Annotated in this window: 16 protein-coding genes; 9 read left to right on the plus strand and 7 right to left on the minus strand. The window is 37.6% G+C overall.

The window, feature by feature from the left end; translation table 11 throughout:
- Positions 1-199: 199 nt before the first annotated feature.
- A complete protein-coding gene (locus H4J54_RS08375) occupies positions 200-2389 on the plus strand; it encodes an OsmC domain/YcaO domain-containing protein (RefSeq protein ID WP_182190422.1) in 2190 nt (729 codons plus the stop codon).
- Positions 2390-2608: 219 nt separating this feature from the next.
- Here H4J54_RS08375 and H4J54_RS08380 read toward each other — a convergent pair whose 3' ends face one another.
- On the minus strand, positions 2609-3889 hold the full coding sequence (locus H4J54_RS08380; protein WP_259366936.1) for a sensor domain-containing diguanylate cyclase: 1281 nt from the start codon (positions 3887-3889) through the stop codon (positions 2609-2611).
- Positions 3890-4452: 563 nt separating this feature from the next.
- On the opposite strand from H4J54_RS08380, the gene H4J54_RS08385 reads away from it, so the two are divergent.
- Positions 4453-5274 (plus strand): M90 family metallopeptidase, encoded by an 822-nt coding sequence (locus H4J54_RS08385; RefSeq protein WP_182190423.1) that lies wholly within the window; start codon positions 4453-4455, stop codon positions 5272-5274.
- Positions 5275-5385: 111 nt separating this feature from the next.
- Here the strand turns inward: H4J54_RS08385 and katG are convergent, their stop codons facing one another.
- Positions 5386-7608 carry a catalase/peroxidase HPI gene (gene katG / locus H4J54_RS08390; protein WP_182190424.1) on the minus strand — a complete coding sequence of 741 codons (2223 nt, stop codon included), beginning with the start codon at positions 7606-7608 and terminating at the stop codon, positions 5386-5388.
- Positions 7609-7905: 297 nt separating this feature from the next.
- On the opposite strand from katG, the gene H4J54_RS08395 reads away from it, so the two are divergent.
- Both H4J54_RS08395 and H4J54_RS08400 read left to right on the plus strand, forming a co-directional pair.
- Positions 7906-8805, plus strand: coding sequence for a hydrogen peroxide-inducible genes activator (locus H4J54_RS08395; RefSeq protein ID WP_182190425.1), 900 nt, complete (start codon positions 7906-7908; stop codon positions 8803-8805).
- A 193-nt stretch (positions 8806-8998) separates the two neighbouring features.
- Positions 8999-9154, plus strand: a complete 156-nt coding sequence (locus H4J54_RS08400; protein ID WP_182190426.1) for a hypothetical protein — start codon at positions 8999-9001, stop codon at positions 9152-9154.
- A gap of 174 nt (positions 9155-9328) precedes the next feature.
- Here the strand turns inward: H4J54_RS08400 and H4J54_RS08405 are convergent, their stop codons facing one another.
- Positions 9329-9661 carry a GIY-YIG nuclease family protein gene (locus tag H4J54_RS08405; RefSeq protein ID WP_182190427.1) on the minus strand — a complete coding sequence of 111 codons (333 nt, stop codon included), beginning with the start codon at positions 9659-9661 and terminating at the stop codon, positions 9329-9331.
- A 304-nt stretch (positions 9662-9965) separates the two neighbouring features.
- Here H4J54_RS08405 and H4J54_RS08410 point away from each other — a divergent pair, with 304 nt between their 5' ends.
- Together H4J54_RS08410 and H4J54_RS08415 are read left to right on the plus strand one after the other, a co-directional pair.
- Positions 9966-11165: a DEAD/DEAH box helicase gene (locus tag H4J54_RS08410; RefSeq protein ID WP_182190428.1), complete on the plus strand. Its 1200-nt coding sequence runs from the start codon at positions 9966-9968 to the stop codon at positions 11163-11165.
- Between the two features lie 183 nt (positions 11166-11348).
- Positions 11349-11606: a DUF2999 family protein gene (locus H4J54_RS08415; protein WP_182136263.1), complete on the plus strand. Its 258-nt coding sequence runs from the start codon at positions 11349-11351 to the stop codon at positions 11604-11606.
- Between the two features lie 210 nt (positions 11607-11816).
- Here the strand turns inward: H4J54_RS08415 and H4J54_RS08420 are convergent, their stop codons facing one another.
- Entirely contained in the window at positions 11817-12479 is a 663-nt protein-coding gene (locus tag H4J54_RS08420; RefSeq protein ID WP_182190429.1) for a peptidylprolyl isomerase, read from the minus strand.
- Between the two features lie 119 nt (positions 12480-12598).
- Positions 12599-13612 carry a hypothetical protein gene (locus H4J54_RS08425; RefSeq protein ID WP_182190430.1) on the minus strand — a complete coding sequence of 338 codons (1014 nt, stop codon included), beginning with the start codon at positions 13610-13612 and terminating at the stop codon, positions 12599-12601.
- 416 nt (positions 13613-14028) lie between these two features.
- Here H4J54_RS08425 and H4J54_RS08430 point away from each other — a divergent pair, with 416 nt between their 5' ends.
- The 3 genes from H4J54_RS08430 to H4J54_RS08440 all read left to right on the plus strand — a co-directional run bounded on the left by H4J54_RS08430 (position 14029) and on the right by H4J54_RS08440 (position 16586).
- On the plus strand, positions 14029-14853 hold the full coding sequence (locus tag H4J54_RS08430; RefSeq protein ID WP_182190431.1) for a hypothetical protein: 825 nt from the start codon (positions 14029-14031) through the stop codon (positions 14851-14853).
- Positions 14854-15213: 360 nt separating this feature from the next.
- Positions 15214-15696: an RDD family protein gene (locus tag H4J54_RS08435; RefSeq protein ID WP_259366937.1), complete on the plus strand. Its 483-nt coding sequence runs from the start codon at positions 15214-15216 to the stop codon at positions 15694-15696.
- Positions 15697-15758: 62 nt separating this feature from the next.
- Positions 15759-16586 (plus strand): SDR family oxidoreductase, encoded by an 828-nt coding sequence (locus tag H4J54_RS08440; protein ID WP_182190432.1) that lies wholly within the window; start codon positions 15759-15761, stop codon positions 16584-16586.
- 305 nt (positions 16587-16891) lie between these two features.
- Here H4J54_RS08440 and H4J54_RS08445 read toward each other — a convergent pair whose 3' ends face one another.
- Both H4J54_RS08445 and H4J54_RS08450 read right to left on the minus strand, forming a co-directional pair.
- Complete coding sequence (locus H4J54_RS08445; RefSeq protein WP_182190433.1) at positions 16892-17776, minus strand: ABC transporter substrate-binding protein; 885 nt, start codon at positions 17774-17776, stop codon at positions 16892-16894.
- A complete protein-coding gene (locus tag H4J54_RS08450; RefSeq protein WP_182190434.1) occupies positions 17763-19043 on the minus strand; it encodes a GGDEF domain-containing protein in 1281 nt (426 codons plus the stop codon). Before H4J54_RS08450 ends, H4J54_RS08445 begins: the two co-directional genes overlap by 14 nt.
- Between the last annotated feature and the right edge of the window lie 426 nt (positions 19044-19469).

Consider the following 19469-nt stretch of genomic DNA (forward strand, 5'->3'; position numbering starts at 1 on the left):
ACCTTGACCTTAGCTTATTCACTCTTTCCGTGACCTCATTGTCAGCCTAAAGTAGTTAATTTGTCACTTTATGCAATTAACCCAAGACTATTTGGGCAAAAAAAACGATAATTCACTTCATTAAGAACAATATACTCTTTGGCAACATTTCAAGCTGAAATCTTGGCTATGACAGCAATCAATTGTGGGACCCCATTCAATGGAAATTAAAGTTAACTTTCTCGATAACCTAAAAGTAGAAGCTAAGTTTGATGACTTTAGCGTCGTCGCGGATCAACCTATTCGCTATAAAGGTGATGGCGCTGCGCCAGGACCATTTGATTACTTCTTGGCTTCTTCTGCTATGTGTGCGGCTTATTTTGTTAGGGTGTATTGTAACTCTCGCGATATTCCAACCGAAAATATTCGTCTGTCACAAAATAATATTGTTGACCCTGAAGATCGCTATAAGCAAATATTCAAAATTCAAGTTGAACTTCCTGAAAGTATTTCTGAAAAACATCGCTTAGGCATTATTCGTTCAATTGATCGCTGTACGGTTAAAAAAGTAGTACAAACGGGGCCAGAATTTGTTGTGGAACTCGTTGACAGTCTTGAGGACGACGCGCAGGCCATGTTAATGGGGGATTCGGCAGAACAAGCCAGTACCTTTATTTTAGGTAAAGACTTACCCCTTGAAGAAACTATAACCAACATGACCGCGATATTGGCAGGTCTTGGCATGAAGATAGAAATTGCCTCATGGCGCAATATTGTGCCTAATGTTTGGTCACTGCATATTCGTGATGCGGCATCGCCGATGTGTTTTACCAATGGTAAAGGCGCAACGAAAGAAAGTGCACTTTGTTCAGCCTTGGGTGAGTTTATTGAGCGCCTTAATTGTAACTTCTTTTATAACGATCAGTATTTGGGTCAAGACATTGCCAATAGTGACTTTGTACATTATCCCAATGAAAAGTGGTTTAAATTAAATGAAAGTGATGATTTACCTAGCGGTATTTTAGATGATTACTGTCTTGATATTTATAATCCTGACGACGAACTAGGTGGCTCAAATCTTATTGATACCAATTCAGGCAACCTTGAACGTGGTATTTGTACGATTCCTTATGTACGTCAATCGGATGGCGAAACAGTATATTTCCCATCAAATTTGATTGAGAACTTATTCTTAAGCAATGGCATGAGTGCGGGTAATAACTTAGCGGAAGCGCAAGTACAGTGTTTGTCTGAAATTTTTGAACGGGCAGTAAAAAGACAAATAATAGAACAAGAAATTGTTTTACCTGATGTGCCTAAAAGCGTGCTTGAACAGTATCCGAGCATTCTTGCGGGTATTGACGCACTTGAAGCTCAAGGCTTTCCTGTGGTGATTAAAGACGCCTCGTTAGGAGGTCAATTTCCTGTTATGTGTGTGACTTTAATGAACCCAAAAACCGGTGGTGTATTTGCTTCTTTTGGTGCACATCCAAGTTTTGAAGTAGCGTTAGAGCGCAGCTTAACTGAGTTATTGCAAGGTCGTAGTTTTGAAGGTTTAAACGATGTGCCAAGGCCAACCTTTAATAGTCTTGCGGTATCTGAGCCAGAAAACTTTGTCGAACACTTTATTGATTCAACCGGCGTAATTTCGTGGCGTTTCTTTAGTGATAAACATGACTATGAATTTTGCGAATGGGATTTTTCTGGTACTAGTGAGGAAGAAAACAGCCGTTTGTTTTCTATTTTACAAGACTTAGGTAAAGAAGCTTATGTTGCGGTATTCGATCAACTCGGCGCTACGGCATGTCGTATTTTAGTCCCTGATTATTCAGAAATTTATCCAGTAGAAGACTTGGTTTGGGATAATACCAATAAAGCACTGAGTTACCGCGAAGATATTCTTAATATTCATCGCTTAGATGACGACGCGCTAGAAAGTTTAGTCACACGTTTAGAAGATAGCCAGCTAGATAATTATAGCGATATTAGAACCTTAATCGGTATTGAATTTGATGAAAATACGGTTTGGGGTCAGTTAACAATTTTAGAACTGAAAATACTGATTTATTTGGCCTTAGGCGCATTGGAAGACGCGCAGGAGTTGGTTGAAGCGTTTTTACAGTTTAATGACAATACGGTTGAACGTGGCTTGTTTTATCAAGCGATGCAGGCGGTACTTGAAATTACCTTAGACGAAGACATGGAACTTGAAAATTTTATTGGCAACCTCAATAGAATGTTTGGTGAAAATACCATGAATAATGTCATCGATTCAGTGATGGGCGAAGTGAAGTTTTTTGGACTGACTAAAACCGGTATGAACTTAGACGGATTAGACAAGCATTTGAGATTAATCGACAGCTATAAAAAACTTCATCAAGCACGAAAAAATCAAGCGGCAAGCGAATAACCCTAGCCAATATCTGCTAGTTTTTTAGCGAATTGTTTTATTTGATTTTATAAAATTTAACAGCTAATACCTAACTATAGGTATTGGCTTTTTTGTGATTGATGTTTATTTTACAGCTACAAAGGAGGAGTATATCTGCGCATAATGACTGTAATAAGTGCCATAAAATGCATGTTTTTTTAAAATATTAAAGTTTGATTAATAAAATATTGGCACTTTTTATAAGTACATCACCTTATTTCGACTATAGTTTTTTGCTTGATATAAGGCTTTGTCAGCGCGAGAAAATATAGTATCAAATGACTCGTCGTCAGAGAGAAAACTTGAAACACCAACACTGACTGAAAGCTTTATTTCGCCTTGCCAGTCACCAATGATTTTCAAATTACTTTGCTCTGATCTTAAACGTTCTGCTAGTTTCATGCCCGCCGTTGCAGATGTTTCAGGTAAAAGAATAAAAAACTCATCACCGCCAATACGGGCTAAAATGTCGATTTGTCTTAGGTTAGCTTTAAGCTGCTTCGCTACCTCGATTAATACTTGATCCCCAGCAGGATGACCAAATTTATCATTTATATTTTTGAAGTGGTCAATATCAATGGTCATGACTGTTAAAGATAATGAGTAGCGTTTTGCGCGGTGATATTCTTTTTCCGCTTGCTCTGTAAATAAACGACGATTATATAAATTAGTTAATGGGTCAGTATTAGCAAGTTTTTTAAATTCTTCTTTTAGTTTATATAATTCAGTTACGTCACTGGAGAAGCCAATTAACGCAGGTAGCTTATTCGGCTGATTAAAGGGGATTTTAGTGCTGATGTAATGAGATGTGTTGCCATCTTTGCTATGAGTAGTTTCTTCTATTACTTGTTTTTGATTTTTTTCAAAAACCTGCTTGTCTGATTGATAAAAGTGTTCGGCAATGTCTTTTGGTAAAATCTCAGTATCTTTTTTACCAATGATGTTCTCTGCTTTATCACCAAATAATTCAGCAACACGATTATTTACGTATAAAAAGGTCCGTTCGCAATCTTTTATATAAATATGAGCATCGATATTATTTAACATGGTAGCAAGTAAATAACTTTGGTTACTGACTTGCTCTTGTAACTTTTTTTCCGCGGTGATGTCAGTAGATATCCCACTCATACCATCGACACTACCGTCACTTTTATACAGTGGTTTTTTAACTACTTTATAAATACGAGTTTCATTTTTAGCTTTAATGAAATTTTTTTCTTCACTTTCTACTCTAATGGCTTTATTCATCACTAAGTCATCATTTATTTTTAATTGTCTAGAAATGGCTAAATCAAAAAAATGACTATCATCATAGCCAATAACATCAGTCAATTTTTTTTCAAATAAGTCTAAAATAGCTTGGTTTGCGTAAGTATATTTTCCAGACAAGTCTTTTGTATAAATAAAGGAATCTATACTGTCTAATACTTCACTTTTGATGTCATTAAAAGTGGATGTCGGATCTTTTTCTTTACTCAAATTGTCACCGTAGGGTAAAAGGTAAAAGGTAAAATTCAATATATATCAAGTCGGTATACTAGTTTAATTTTAATCTCATCGCAACTAGCGAGTGGGCGATTCTACTCTTTGACCTCCAACATAGGTGAATTTCTTTCGGCCTAGGTTGTTGTTATCTACTATCAGCTTTCGTAGCAAAGTGATTGTTTGGTAGCGCTAACTTGTAGAAATAAACTGACTGTGTGTTAGTAAAAGTTATCGTATTTTAGAGCTTACAGCCAATCTGTTGATAGAACAGCTCGAAAATCATGCGTAGTCAAAGGCTATAATTATTTAGTCGTGGTTATAGCGGTTAAGTTTTGACTAAATTTCAGACAAAAAAAAGCGTTTACCTAAAAAAGTAAACGCATTATAAAAACATAAAACACTCAGGGAAGTAAGTCTCTCACATAGTAAGAGTGGTTGTTTACATGTAAGTTCAAATTTTGTTTAAATTTATTTATTTATTTTTTATCAGGAAAATAATTTGATATTTGCATAACTTGTCCGCACTTAATAACAAAGCTTATTACGTATGATTTATTATGTTCTCTTACTTTTTACCTGTGTTCATTGCTTTATTACTTATGGCTTATTTGGCTGGAAAGCCTTATTGGTTGGCATATAAACGTCGATTGATAAAAGCTAAACCCTTTAAGAAACAATGGCGAAAAATAATTCAGCAAAGAATGCCGTACTTTAGGCAAATGCCAGCAGATTTGCAGTTGCAATTAAAACAACATATTCAGGTTTTTTTGGCAGAAAAAGAGTTTGTCGGTTGTAACGGGGTAGTGATTACCGATGAAATAAAAATTACTATAGCAGCACAAGCATGCTTGTTATTACTCAATCGAAAAACTAATTATTATCCAAAGCTACAGTCGATATTAGTCTACCCAAGCGCTTTTGTGAAACAGCAGCAAACCCGTACTGGTGACGGTGTACAGTTTACCCAAAAAATGGTCTTGGCTGGCGAGTCTTGGGATTTTGGTAAAGTGGTATTGTCGTGGCAAGATACCTTAGTAGGCGCAAAAATTCCTGATGATGGCCATAATGTTGTGATCCATGAATTTGCTCACCAACTTGATCAAGAAAATGGCCGAGCCAATGGTGCCCCTATATTAGCGGCAGGACAAAGTTATCAGAGTTGGTCAGAAATTTTTTCATCACAGTTTGAAATTTTAAAAAAACAAGCAAATACAGGTGCACCATCACTGTTTGATTATTATGGTGCAACAAATCCTGCAGAATTTTTCGCTGTTGCCAGCGAAGTTTTTTTTGAGCAGCCTAAGCAATTTAGCCAACAGCATCCTAAGCTTTATCAACAGCTTAATCAGTATTATAGAGTTAATCCGTTGTACTGGTAATACGTAAGGTTAAAGAAAAAAGCGAGTATTACCCTTGGGTAATACTCGCTAGAATATCCTGACTAGCTTACATTAGTCTTATAGTAAGCTTACTTTAGGCCTATTTCAGGCCTACTTTAGGTCGAAGCGATCAAGCTGCATGACCTTAACCCAAGCATTAACAAAGTCAGTAACAAACTTATTTTCAGCATCGTCAGAAGCATAAACTTCCGCAATAGCGCGTAATTCAGAGCTAGAGCCAAAGATTAAATCAACAGGCGTTGCTTGCCATTTTAGTTCATCTGACATGCGATCATAACCTTGATATACCCCAGCTTGATTGTTGTCTTTGCGCCATACGGTTGACATGTCAAGTAAGTTGACAAAAAAGTCATTCGTTAATAACCCAGGTTTTTTGGTTAGTACACCTAAATCTGAGCCATCAAAATTGGCATTAAGTACGCGCATACCACCGACTAATACCGTCATTTCGGGTACATTTAAGCTCAGTAAATTTGCTTTGTCGACTAGCATGGCAGTTGGTGACATATAACTTTCTTCATCGTAATAATTACGGAATCCGTCAGCATTGGGTTTTAAATAATTAAATGACTTCACATCAGTTTGGGCTTGAGTCGTATCAGTACGACCGGCATTAAAAGGCACAACAATATTATGTCCTGCTGCTTTTGCTGCTTGTTCAATTGCCGCTGCACCACCTAAAACAATTAAGTCAGCCAACGAGACTTTGCTGCTTGGCGAACGCTGATTAAAATCACTTTGAATTGACTTAAGTTTAGCTAACACTTTACTTAATTCAACCGGGTTGTTTACGGGCCAATTTTTCTGTGGCTCAAGTTGAATTCGTGCTCCGTTAGCTCCGCCACGCATATCAGTAACACGATGACTGGCCGCTGACGCCCATGCTGTTCTGACTAATGTTGAGGTGGTTAGGCCCGAATCAAGTAGTTGTTGTTTTAGTTCACTGATCTCAGCGGTTGAAACTAAAGGATGTTCAACCGCAGGGATCGGGTCTTGCCATGATAATATTTCACTCGGTATTTCTGAGCCGACATATCTAGCACGTGGTCCCATATCACGGTGAGTTAGTTTAAACCAAGCTCTGGCAAATGCTTTATCGAATTCTTCTGGGTTAGCTCTAAAGCGCTCAACAATTTTAAGAAATTCTGGATCTTTTTTCAGAGCTAAATCAGTGGTGAACATAATGGGTGCATTACGTTTATTAGCTATGTGTGCATCAGGCACTAAATTAGCCGCAGCTGGATCGCTAGGGGTCCACTGAATGGCACCCGCTGGGCTGGTAGTTTTTACCCAGGTAAAATTCATTAAGTTATCTAAGTAGTTAGAAGACCATTTTGTTGGTGTAACTGTCCAAGCACCTTCTAAACCACTGCCAGTTGCATCAGCGCCAACACCTGTACCACATTTGTTTTTCCAGCCTAAACCTTGCTCTTCGATAGCAGCGGCTGCAGGTTCTGCACCAACACACTTATCAGGTTTTTTCGCACCGTGAGCTTTACCTAAGGTATGACCACCAGCACTTAGCGCGACTATTTCTTCATCATTCATCGCCATACGACCAAACGACATTCTAATATCGTTGGCTGCTAATAGCGGGTCTGGGTTGCCATGTGGCCCAACAGGATTAACATAAATCAAGCCCATTTCTACTGCGGCAAGTGGGCCTTTTAATTTACCTTTACTGTCGCGTCGCTTGTCATCAAGCATGACAGTTTCTGGACCCCAGTAAACTAAATCAGGCTCCCAATCGTCACTTCTGCCACCGGCAAAACCAAAGGTTTTAAAGCCCATTGATTCTAATGCCACATTGCCAGAAAGCACCATTAAGTCAGCCCATGAAACTTTACGGCCATATTTTTGCTTTACTGGCCATAATAAGCGTCGAGCTTTATCTAAGTTGACATTATCAGGCCAACTATTTAAGGGGTCAAAACGTTGTTGTCCACCTGAAGCCCCGCCTCGACCATCATGTACACGATAAACGCCGGCGCTGTGCCATGCCATTCTAATCATCAATGGACCATAGTGTCCCCAATCTGCAGGCCACCAAGTTTTTGAGTCAGTTAATGTTGTTTCAATATCTTGTTTTAATTTGTTTATATCTACAGTGGCAAACTCTTTAGCATAATTAAATTCCTCGCCATAAGGATTCGATTCAGCACCGTGTTGACGTAGTGGGCTTAAATTTAGCTGCTCTGGCCACCAAAATTGGTTGGTTTTAGCGGCATCAGCACTCAGTGCTGATGTTGATAAGGTTATTGTTGTAAGTGCCACTGAAATAGCAGCAGCTAATGATAATGTTTTTTTAAGCATTTTAGTTCCTCTGTGTTTTCTGACTGTTGATTTTTTGTGTAAATCAATATTTTTTGAGTATAGAACTGAATAGTTGGTTTTGATAATTGATTGATTGGAAGATAGTGTTCTATTTTTTGAATGTAAAATTTACTGATTTTAAATCAGTGGCTTGTATTGCTTTTTTGTTGTAAATATTCGCGGGAATAAAAATTAAGCTTAACAAGGTAATAAAAAACTGATTAAACTAGGCTTTATGTTCAATAATAACTATTAACCTTAACCTAGCGCTCTCGCAGGTAACTAGCATGGAAAACTATGATCTCATTAAAACAATTACATTATGCGCTTGCTGTTGAAAAAACCTTACATTTTAAGAAGGCAGCAGATGCTTGCAATGTTTCACAATCCGCATTAAGTACCGCTATTATTGAACTTGAAAAGCAATTAGGTACCAGCATTTTTGAGCGCAACAATAAGCAAGTGTTAATTACCAGTTATGGCCAACTCATTTTAAATAAAGCGAGAACGGTTAAGCTCGAAATCGATGAACTTTTACAAATTTCCCAATCGAATAACCAGCCATTTGTGCATCCGATGACTCTAGGTGTTATTCCGACTATTGGACCTTACCTGCTGCCCAAAGTATTACCCGAGGTTAGGCGACAATATCCGAACTTTAAATTGAAAATAATTGAAGAACAATCGCAAGTATTAGTCGATATGGTTAGGCGAGGTGATATTGATGCTGCTGTGCTAGCGCTGCCATTTCCTATAGATGGTTTAATGAGCTTTGATTTTTGGCAAGAAGACTTTTATTGGGTCAGCCATAAAGATGAATGCCCGAGTCAGCTAAAAGAAATTACCAGTGCAGAATTAGAAATTGACAAACTTATGCTATTAAAAGATGGTCACTGTTTAAAAGATCACGCATTAGCGGCTTGCAGTATGAAAAGTGACAAACAACAGTCTGACTTTGATTCAGCGAGTTTGCATACCTTAATTCAAATGGTAGCGGGTAAGCTGGGCACAACTTTAGTGCCACAAATGGCGCTAGATCAGTTGATTTACAACGAGTCAGAAATTAGAGCCATACATTTAAATGAACCTGGCCCACATCGCACCATTGCACTCATTATTCGTCCTAACTATGTCAGAACTAACGAGCTAACAATGTTAAGGGATATATTTAATCAAGAGTTAACTGAAAAGTGCTAATGGGCTTTAATCTTCACAGCGTTAACCAAGCCAGTTAGCTTTGCTGTGTATCTATTTTTTAGAAGTATTTTATTGATTTTATCAAATTTACTGAATTATATAAGCCAGTAATAATGGACACATAACGCTTTACTGCAAGCTTATATCTGCATCTTGAAGTAGAGCGGGTAACTCACTAATTCACAGGAAATAAATGATGAAAAATATAATTGAAAATATTCAAGCCTTATTGAATTCACCTCATCAGCGCAACGTTGAGCTAAATAAGCAGCAGCAAATTGAATGTAACTACACGAATAATTATTATGGTGATCAGCAATGCCAACCGGTGCCAAGCAATGAAAGTTGAGCAATAAAAAATGCAGGTCTATATTTATAGCGGTTATTCTCTAGAGCATTAATTATCTGGATTCAATGCTCAATTAAGCTAAGTTAATATTAATACCGTTAGCTTAGCGGGTAAGGGTTTTTAAACGCTCTTAGCGAGTATGAAGTTAGGGTTAATTATTTTTTGGGGGAAGATTTAATCAGCACTAGATACTGGGATTCTTAAGGCTACACGCTTTAAAATACCGGCTGCAACGTCAGCAGGTACTTGATAAAAGTCGTTAACGTAGGCCTTTGCATTTAAATATTGTCGAATTTGTTTTTTGACTTTACATGGGTTTTTACATTGTAGTGAAAATACCACAGTATAGTCGCCGAGCGTTTTTGCCGATAATGTTATGGCGTACTCAATGGGATTTGTAGGAGTACAGCCAATTCTGACGACATCACTAAAAAATGAATGTGTCATCACGTAAACATTGCCGTAAGCAACTGCATCGCTGCTCGTGTGTTGTTCGGTAATTTCCATTACATCAATAACCTAGGTTAACAATCCATATCACTGTTTTAATAAAGCCTATTACAAACCACAGTTACAAGCCATAGTATCTGGCAATAAATAAGTAATTATAGCCATAATTTTCCTACAAACAATATTCATCCCCATTTGCTTGTGAAAATTTAGTGCTGAAACTGTATTTTTAAGTAAAATGGCCATATAGCTTAGCGCGTAAAAAATGACATTAAATGAAAGTGAATGTTATAATCGCGGCCAATTTTGAGTGGGCTTGTTGTTAGCCTTCATGCTAGCTATAAAGCTAAAGAGATTTTTAATGCCATTTTCCCAACTTGGGTTGTCAAACCCGATAGTCAATGCGATAGCTGATTTAAATTATCGTCAACCTACTGATATTCAAAAGCAGGCCATACCGGTTATTTTATCGGGTAAAGATGTTATTGCCGCAGCGCAAACAGGGACCGGTAAAACCGCTAGTTTTGTTTTACCTTTACTAGAAAAACTCAGTGCTGCTGATAAAGATGAAGCGCGTAATCTTCGTGGCAAACGTATTCGGGTGTTAATAGTAACGCCAACGCGTGAGTTAGCTGTACAGGTTGAAGCCAATATTGCTCAATATGGTAAATATTTAAATATAAGCTCTATGGCGATGTATGGTGGTACAGAAATAGAGCCACAGAAACAACGTTTGATTTGGGGCCTTGATATTTTGGTAGCTACCCCAGGCCGATTACTTGATATGGCTCATCAGCGGGCGGTGTATTTTGATCAACTTGAAGCTTTTGTGCTTGATGAAGCCGATAGAATGTTGGATATGGGTTTTATTGATGACATTAATAAAATTATTGAGCGTTTGCCAGAACAACGTCAAAATTTATTATTCTCAGCCACTATTTCTGACGATGTTAGAGCACTAGCAAAAAGAACACTTTATCATGCTAGTGAAATTTCAATCGCTAAAAATAGTGCCTCAAAACCTAAAATATCCCAATGGCTGGTCACGGTAGATAAAACTAATAAGTCAGCATTATTAAGCTATTTAATTAAACAGCAGCAATGGCAGCAGGCACTCATTTTTATTGAAACTAAGCACGGCGCAGCAAAACTGGTTAGCCAATTAGAAAAGCGTGGTATTAAAGCTGAGTCTATTCATAGTGGTCGAACTCAAGCCATACGAGAACAAATTCTCAATGACTTTAAAGCGGGTAAAATAGAGTTTTTAGTCGCCACCGCAATTGCAGCGCGTGGTATTGATATTGGCGAACTGGCTCGGGTGGTTAATTACGACTTACCTGATAAAGTAGACGATTATACTCACCGTATTGGCCGTACAGGTCGTGCGGGTAAAAATGGCGAAGCGGTATCTTTTGTTGCTAAAGATAACTTTAGAAATCTTTGCGCCATTGAAAGTGATTTAGGACACGTTATTGAACGCAGAGAGTTTGATGAATTCCCAGTTAAAAAAGTAGTCCCCGTGTCTATTTTAAATTACGTCCCAAAAAATAAGCGCAGTTGAATCAGAGTTGAATCAGAGTTAAGTAAAGCGTTTAATCAAAAGTTAGCACTAATTTCAGTGGCCAATAATGACTTTTTACATTAAATGTAGCGATGATATAATAACGCCACTGCTCGCAGTTGAACTTAGTGAAAAACAACCCTAAATAAGTAATCATAAACAAGTCAGAAAATAGGAAACTTAATGAACCCAATTATTGCAATTTTAAAAGAACATGATGTGAGCGACGAGCAAATTAAAGCGGTATTTCAAGCGTTAACAGAAAATCCCATAATGGCCATGGCGACAGTACAACAATTGGGTATTCCACAAGAAAAGTTACAAGCCTTGATGATGATGCTAATGCAAAATCCTGGACTGATTGAAGAAGCGGTAAATGAGCTAGGGTTAGATTTTTCGAAAGTTGAAGCAGCCAAAGCGACTTTAACTAAAGAAAACTAGTTATACCAGCAAGATTAGTCATATGATTAATCTTGCTAACAATAGGCTGATAGTGACTGCAGCCTATTGTAAACTGTAGCGTTAAGTTATAGCGTTAAGTTATAGCGTTAAGTAATAGTGGCAAATTATAGCGATAAATGACCAGTAAGATTTTTGCAAGTTTTCGCTATAAATTTTCGCTATCAGTTACGCCTAGTTTGTATGAATAATTTACTCGACCCGAATTGTTGCTTTAATAATTTTCACTGTTTTTTCTGTTCGACCAGAGCGACTACCTAAGCTTTCAATGGCCGGCAGTGTTGTCTCTAACCCCTCAACCACCTCACCAAAAATGGTATGTTTACCATCTAACCAAGGTGTGGCGGCAAAGGTAATAAAAAACTGACTGCCGTCAGTGTTTGGTCCAGAGTTTGCCATGCTCAGTAACCCCGGCTTATCGTGACTTAATGTGCCGCTAAATTCCCCCGCGTATTTATAACCTGGGTTGCCGCTACCATTACCTAATGGGTCGCCACCTTGCGCCATAAAGTTATTGATCACACGATGAAAAACCAAATCATCGTAAAAGCCAAGTTTTGTTAAGTAAATTGTACTTGTTGCATGCATTGGCGTGGTTTCTGGGAATAACTTAACCACCAATTTTCCTTCAGTAGTGTCTAACTCCCAAAAATATTGTGCTTTCGGGTCAAAGGTTACCGTTTCAGGTTTTTCTAGTGTGGTTTTCCAATCACTTTGAGTTTTATCTGTTTTTTGTTTATCAAGATAAGCATTAACCGATTTCACGGCGGGATCTGAGTTAAAACAACCAGACAATGCTATTAATAATAATGAGATTAAGCTGGTTTTTAGCAATGAAAAATGAATTTTTAGCATGTAACTGCTTCCTTTATATATTGGCTAACATGAGTTTATATCAGGCAATTTGTAACATCAGACGATAGATTAGTTAATTCTTCACGGTTGAGCAATTGTAATTTTATGATTTTAATCGCTTATTTAGGCAATAACGCCACGTCAGTAAAAATAGCTTTTCGTTGCAAACTTAATTTAGCGCGGTTATTTAATTTGATATCACCATGACTGACTTCGACGCCTAATGAATTTAATAGTGTTAAATAATTGGGAATAGCGTAACTGGCTGAAAATTCGATTAATAATTCGCTAAAAATTTTACTTTGGCTTAATTCATCTAGTTTTTGTGTTATTTCTGTCGCGCTTAGGTGTTGGTTAAAGCAGCAAGCTTGGAGTGCTTTTAAGGCTAAATCTAATGAATAAGGTTTAGCTGCGTCTTTTGATAACGCTCTTAAGGCAATATCAGCTTTCAGCCAATAAAGCGCACCACTCCAGTAAATGCGCATATAGTTATGGTTTTGACTGATATGATCACTGACATAAGCTAACCTTTGGTGCGCATAGTTTTGTTGTTTATTACCGCGTTCAAAGCCCTCATAAAGTTTTTGCCACAGAGTTTGTTCGTCAAACATACCAATTCTGGCTTGGGTAATATTTTGATAATAACTGGCTAATCCTTCAGAAAACCATCTAGCGTCAGCGGCGTCATAAGGGATCAGTAAATGACTAAATTCGTGATAAATGGTCCAATCAGCTTTTAAAGCGTCGAGACTAGTATTGAGGTTAACCACTAGAGTAACTGTGGGTGGTGACGAGCGATTTACTTCTCCCCAAGGCACGGCACTAGTACCTTGGCTGCTGGCTTCAATAACCGTCAGAAAATTTTCAACCGGTAATGCACCATAAACTAGCCTCAAAGCCTGGTTGGCATGAATAACCCAATCGGTAAGTAGCGGTTTTTTATGCTCTGGAATATTGTTGGCAAATTTTATCTTAGGTAATGTTACCCTGTTATGAGTGTTTGGCTTTATAGCTGCTGGCGGCGTTAAAACCATAGCGCTAGCGTCATTAATAACACAGCCACTAAGAACTATGGCTGCAAAAGCAAGGTTTAAAAATAAGTGGCAAGGCTTAGCTGTGATTTGATTCCCCATGTTATTAATTATCCTTTGAGCTCGGGCTATTTAATGGCTATCTCATTGCTAGTGTAATTTACTAGCGCATTTTGAGCAGATATTTCTGGTTATTGTCCAACCGCTGATTTTAGTTAATGCAAGTTATGATCTAGTGATGCAAATTAAAATAAGCCTGCTTATTTGCTTGGATCATGGCATTATATTTATCGCTTGTAGCTTGGCATTTATAGGATTAATTTCCAGCAATAAAGCCAAGTTACACTATAAATTGTGCGAACATCATCGTCATAAAAATAAATAATTTTTGTAAATTTACATTACCTTGTATTATGACTTATAGCGCTAAAAACCAGCGACTATTTATTAAGTCATACTATTAAGTAATACTATTAAGTCATACTATTAATTTACACTATTTAGCTAAAGGATTGATGATGAAAAAATTCACTTCATTTTATACTGTTTTATTTTTACTGAGCACAATATTTAGCCCATTTAGTTCGGCTAAAGTCAGCAGTGACGCTGACGTTACCCAATATATGGCGCTGTCTGGCATTAACGTTGCGCTTAATAGTATTCCTGCGCAAATGAGTGCGATGAATCAACAAATGCAAATGACAGCTAAAGATCCTGAACAAGCGCAAAAGGTCATGAATTTGTTATTAAATGCTTGGCGATTAGACGATGTTAAACAAGTGGTTTTTGAGCATATAAAAGACAATTTTTCTGCAGACGAAATGCAAAAGTTACTGACTTGGCTTAATGGCGACTTAGCACGAAGAATAAAAATGGCTGAAGCAAAAGCTTCGATACCAAGTTTTAACCAAGATTTGATGAATTATATGGCGATATTGCAAACAACGCCGCCAACAACAGAACGCATTAAAGTCGTGAGAAACTTTGTTGAAACGACCAATTTAGTCGAGCACTCGTTAAACATTGTTACGGCAGTGGCTAAAGGTACCATTGAAGGTTTGATGGTCGCAAACCCAGGCCAAGGTATTAATGAAGTACAAATTCAAACACAACTAACACAAATGGAAGCTATGATGAGGCCGGGGTTAGAGCAGCAAATGATCATGGTTTCTTATTTTATTTATCAGTCATTAACCGAGCAAGAAATCGCACAATACACGCAATTTTATCAACAACCTTTGGGTCAAAAAGAGTTAACTGTAATGTATGAAGGTATAGGCCAAGCGTTAAATTATTGGTCTACTATCGCATTTGAAGATATTGCTGCAGAATTTATCGAATAAATCACTTTTAAATCATGGTTTTTAGCTTAAAGGCGAAAGTGTCACTTTCGCCTTTTTTACACGTATATTGGCAGGCCATAATACCTAGTCAGTGAATAAAAAAATACCAAGTATTTAGCTGCATAGCTAGACAGTTAGATAGTTAGATAGTGTCAGAAGAAGCTTTGAGACTAGGTTTATGAAATGTGTATGCGCTTTAACGTTTTAGTTGGCTATGCCGTTGAGTCAGCAAGCCAGCTGCAACGTATAAATATCATAGGTAGAAGGGCATTTAGCGACAACTTGACGAGCTAACGCCACTTACAATGCAAATGATGTTAACTACACAGGCATGAGACTTTAAATACTATAGGGAATAAAATGATCAAGTATAAAATGAGCGAGAGTGAAATGACCGACAGCGAAATAGCAGACACTGACCAAAGGGTTCAGTATGTCGGTTTTTGGCTAAGGCTTGGCGCAAGTGTTATTGACTCAATCATACTCATCATGTTCACTTACCCTTTTTTGTTTTTAATTTATGGTGGGCAGTATTTCGATTCAGCTGAGTCGGTTCAAGGTTTTTCGGATGTTATTATTACTTATGTCTTTCCAATTATGGCGACTATTTTATTCTGGATTTATAAGTCAGCTACGCCAGGTAAAATTTTACTACAAGCAAAAATTGTTGATGAAAAAACGGGCAATAAACCGACAGTTAAACAGTCTGTCATCCGATATCTGGCTTACTATGTTTCCTTGATTCCATTAGGTTTAGGCTTTTTCTGGATTGCTTGGGATGACAAAAAACAGGGGTGGCATGACAAAATTGCGGGTACGATTGTCATTCGTTGTCATCAGTAATTTTAAAGGCTAGCGTAATCAAGTAAGCTGCTGCTATCTCACTTCATATATTAGGTTCTTTTATGTCAACTAAGTCTATTTTAATTACGGGTTGTTCAAGCGGCATTGGCTTACACGCAGCGCTAACACTTTCAGCGCGCGGTTATCAGGTATTTGCTACCGCGCGAAAAGCGCAAGACGTTACCGAACTGCAAGCAAAAGGCCTAACTGCTTATCAGTTAGATCTCACCCAGCCTGAAAGTATTAGCCAAACCCTTGCCCAAGTGCTTGAAATAACGGGTGGACGCTTGGACTATTTATTTAATAACGGCGCCTATGGTCAGCCAGGCGCATTGGAAGACCTGCCGACAGCAGCATTAAGAGCACAGTTTGAAACCAATGTTTTTGGCTGGCATGAACTTACCAAGCAAATAATTCCAGTGATGAAGCGCCAAGGCCATGGTCGCATTATTCAATGTAGTTCAGTATTGGGTTTCGTTTCTATGGCTTATCGGGGGGCTTACAATGCCTCAAAGTATGCTATTGAAGGCTTAACAGACACCTTAAGGTTAGAATTGAAAAGTGCTAATATTGCGGTGATTTTACTAGAGCCAGGACCTATTAATACACAGTTTAGAGCCAATGCGTTGGCGGCTATTCAAGCCCATATCGATATCGAGGCCAGCGATCACAAAGTGCAATATCAACAGCAAATTGCGCGCTTAAGCAGTGAAAAATCAAATGCGCCTTTCACCTTAGAGCCATTAGATGTTACTCAGGCTTTGATTCATGCCTTAGAAAGTAAACGACCTAAATTACGTTATAGAATCACAATGCCAACGAAAATTTTTGCCTTGTTGAAGCGCTTATTGCCAGCACGTTGGTTAGATTATTTACTCGCAAAAGGGTAATTGCTGAGCTTGTGTTAGATTTATATTTTAGATGTATATTTTAAAGTTTTAATTTTTATATCCTGAATAACAGCCATACAAAATAGGGCTATTATTCAAAGATAGCTCAGTTATATGCTGATTTGAATTAGCGCTTGAACATCTAATTATCTGGATATACCATTTTTATGTGAACCTAAAGGAAAAATAGGCGAGGGTTTGGTTAAAGGCATACGATAAGTAGTAGTGGCCAGTTTTTTAGTAAAAAAATATTATATACGCTACTTTATTGTCTGTAATATCTTAGCTAATGGTGTCTCGAGCACTTATAATGTTACCTTATATTTTTTGAACAACATGGCTTCTTTATTGCCTTTTATTGACAAACGGCCCTCATTCCAAATCTTTATCAGTTCCTGTCTTCTTTTAGTCGGAATTTTTTTTGAGAAAATGGGTATTTCAAGTAATTTTTTTTCTAAGCCGGGGCGCACGATTTTAAGCTTATCATGTAAGTTTAGGGTATTTAACATATGCTGAAGAACAAGTTCGTTATCGGCATATAAGTCGACTCTGTTTTCGCTAATCATGAGAAATATGCGTTTAACTACATCATTATTACCCGCAACTACTTCAATTAAGTTGGAGTTCTTTGGCTCATCGATATAATTTTGATATGAGACACTCATTGAGCTGTAATCCCAACCTGGCCCTGTTGCGATGCGTTTGCCTTTAATTGACTCAATACCATTATAGCGCCACGGATCATCTCGCCTGACGACAAAGGCGGTTAGGTATGAAAATGTTGCTTCGTTGGCATAGACGAATTTTTTTTCTGCCTGCTTTGAAAATAAGTATTCTGGCAACATATCACAAAGACCCTCTGCCACCATATCTAAACCTCTGGCTAATGGCACTTCATAATATTCTAATTTATAATTTTTTGAGCTGTATATTTGCGCTAACATATCGATAACAACACCACGCTCATTAGACGTTTCTGATGGGAATATCGTCATTGGAGCCCACTGGTCGTAGCAAACCTTTAATGTTTTAGCATGACTTAAATTGGTTATACTCATTCCGGCAAAAAAGAGCATTATCAATAATAGGCAAGACACTTTTTTACCCTTTAACGCTTTATATTTCGACACGCTATTTTTTAAAGCATTAGCATTTGAGAGATTATCGTTTGAGAAATTACCTTTCAACATAATTACGTCCTTTCCCTTTAGCGCCATAAAGCTTCACATCAGCGCGTTTAAATAGATCAACAATTAAATGCTCTGTTGGCTCAGACGAGACAACACCAAGACTGACAGTGTAAATTATGCGCTTACCATCAATTTCTAAGCTTGAATTGGCAATGGTCTCTCTTATTTTATCAGCAAGTTTAAAGGCGTCATCAATATCAATATCAGCGAGGTATATTGCAAATTCTTCTCCGCCAACTCTGCCAATCAAGTCAGACTTTCTCAAAAAAGTTTGAATGGTCTGGGTAAAATGGATAAGCACTTTGTCACCAATAACATGTCCATAGGTATCGTTGATGCTTTTAAAGTGATCTAGATCCATTAAAATAAAAGATGTGGGTGATTTTTGGCGCTGGCAAAGAAGCAGTAAATGCTGTGCAGTTTCAAAAAAACTTCCTCGATTTAACGTGTCGGTTAAAGAATCTCTTGTCGCCAGCACTTTGAGTTTTTTATTCAAGGTTTGTAATGCTTGGGTACGTTTAGCAACAGCCCGCTCTAAACTATTTCGCTTAGCTTGTTCGTCTTCTAGCAATATCTCCCTATCCCTTGCCATAGCAGAGAGCATGTTATTCATATGTGCTTGAAGCTCAATGAGCTCGTTATTTTCAATGTGAGAAAGATTAATCCGTTTAGTGATGGTTTCGCTCAATTGAACCTCATTCACTTGCGACATCAACTCTTTCAAAGGGCTGGCCAAATAACGATTAAAGGCCCAAATAAACAACCAAAATAAAACAGATAACTTGATGATTTCTGTGATTATAATTAAGGAGAATCCGAACAGAACTCGATCTAAAACAACTTCTGACGACGAATGAAGGATAAGTGATCCAAGGAATATTTTTTGCTCATTAAGTTGCCAATTTAAGTCTGATTTGATGTCGAAAATTGATAAGGGTGTTAAGTCCGTGGTGTAGGACCTTTGAGAAATCATCGGCTGGTCATACTTGTCTAAAATATCAACACCTTCAATAATCGGCATTTTGAGCAGTCCCACAACGAGTGCCTCTAGCTGATTCTGGTCGTATTGCCATAAACTAGTAGAGATTGAGTGGAGCACTGTTTCTTTCAGCTGTTTTAATTCACTTACTATAGAATCCTGTGTTTTAACATATTCAGTTAAAAACTCCATGCTGGTAATCAGACAGGTTACGGCCAAATAGATGGAAAAAATAACCCGCATCATTTTTTGGGACAGCTTGTTTGGACGAAGAAAACTTGCAAACATTAAAGTGACTCTTCCTGCTTACTTCAAATTAAGGTTTATTCTAAGTTACTTATGGGTTTAATGGAATAGACTTTGCTTTTCAGTCATTTAACAGACAGAAAAAACAGCTATAACAGCAAGTTTTATTCATTAGTTTGCTCTACTTTGTACTCAACACTAGCGTTATGCTCTGGCATTATAATGTTCATTTTTATTATCTGTGAGTATATAAAAGGTTGATCACCATTGGTTGATTGGCCCGCTAGCAAATGACAGCTGTCGTTTAGATGATTTTCAAGCACTCAGCATTTTAACTCTGGATTTAAAGCTACATTTAACTAGCCACTGAGTTACTGCAAAACGTTGCAAAAACTCTATAGCTTGTTGTTAGTTACACTGGCTGATTTTTTAAGATAAAGATCAGCGGTTTTGCTGCCGCCGTTGACA

The organism is Colwellia sp. MB3u-8, assembly GCF_014076985.1.
In the GTDB taxonomy this organism is placed as follows: Bacteria; Pseudomonadota; Gammaproteobacteria; order Enterobacterales; family Alteromonadaceae; genus Cognaticolwellia.

Coding starts and splice junctions, on each gene's coding strand:
- H4J54_RS08375 (WP_182190422.1), top strand. CDS start 200: ATGGAAATTAAAGTTAACTTTCTCGATAACCTAAAAGTAGAAGCTAAG.
- H4J54_RS08385 (WP_182190423.1), top strand. CDS start 4,453: ATGTTCTCTTACTTTTTACCTGTGTTCATTGCTTTATTACTTATGGCT.
- katG (WP_182190424.1), bottom strand. CDS start 7,608: ATGCTTAAAAAAACATTATCATTAGCTGCTGCTATTTCAGTGGCACTT.
- H4J54_RS08395 (WP_182190425.1), top strand. CDS start 7,906: ATGATCTCATTAAAACAATTACATTATGCGCTTGCTGTTGAAAAAACC.
- H4J54_RS08400 (WP_182190426.1), top strand. CDS start 8,999: ATGATGAAAAATATAATTGAAAATATTCAAGCCTTATTGAATTCACCT.
- H4J54_RS08405 (WP_182190427.1), bottom strand. CDS start 9,661: ATGGAAATTACCGAACAACACACGAGCAGCGATGCAGTTGCTTACGGC.
- H4J54_RS08410 (WP_182190428.1), top strand. CDS start 9,966: ATGCCATTTTCCCAACTTGGGTTGTCAAACCCGATAGTCAATGCGATA.
- H4J54_RS08415 (WP_182136263.1), top strand. CDS start 11,349: ATGAACCCAATTATTGCAATTTTAAAAGAACATGATGTGAGCGACGAG.
- H4J54_RS08420 (WP_182190429.1), bottom strand. CDS start 12,479: ATGCTAAAAATTCATTTTTCATTGCTAAAAACCAGCTTAATCTCATTA.
- H4J54_RS08425 (WP_182190430.1), bottom strand. CDS start 13,612: ATGGGGAATCAAATCACAGCTAAGCCTTGCCACTTATTTTTAAACCTT.
- H4J54_RS08430 (WP_182190431.1), top strand. CDS start 14,029: ATGAAAAAATTCACTTCATTTTATACTGTTTTATTTTTACTGAGCACA.
- H4J54_RS08435 (WP_259366937.1), top strand. CDS start 15,214: ATGATCAAGTATAAAATGAGCGAGAGTGAAATGACCGACAGCGAAATA.
- H4J54_RS08440 (WP_182190432.1), top strand. CDS start 15,759: ATGTCAACTAAGTCTATTTTAATTACGGGTTGTTCAAGCGGCATTGGC.
- H4J54_RS08445 (WP_182190433.1), bottom strand. CDS start 17,776: ATGTTGAAAGGTAATTTCTCAAACGATAATCTCTCAAATGCTAATGCT.
- H4J54_RS08450 (WP_182190434.1), bottom strand. CDS start 19,043: ATGTTTGCAAGTTTTCTTCGTCCAAACAAGCTGTCCCAAAAAATGATG.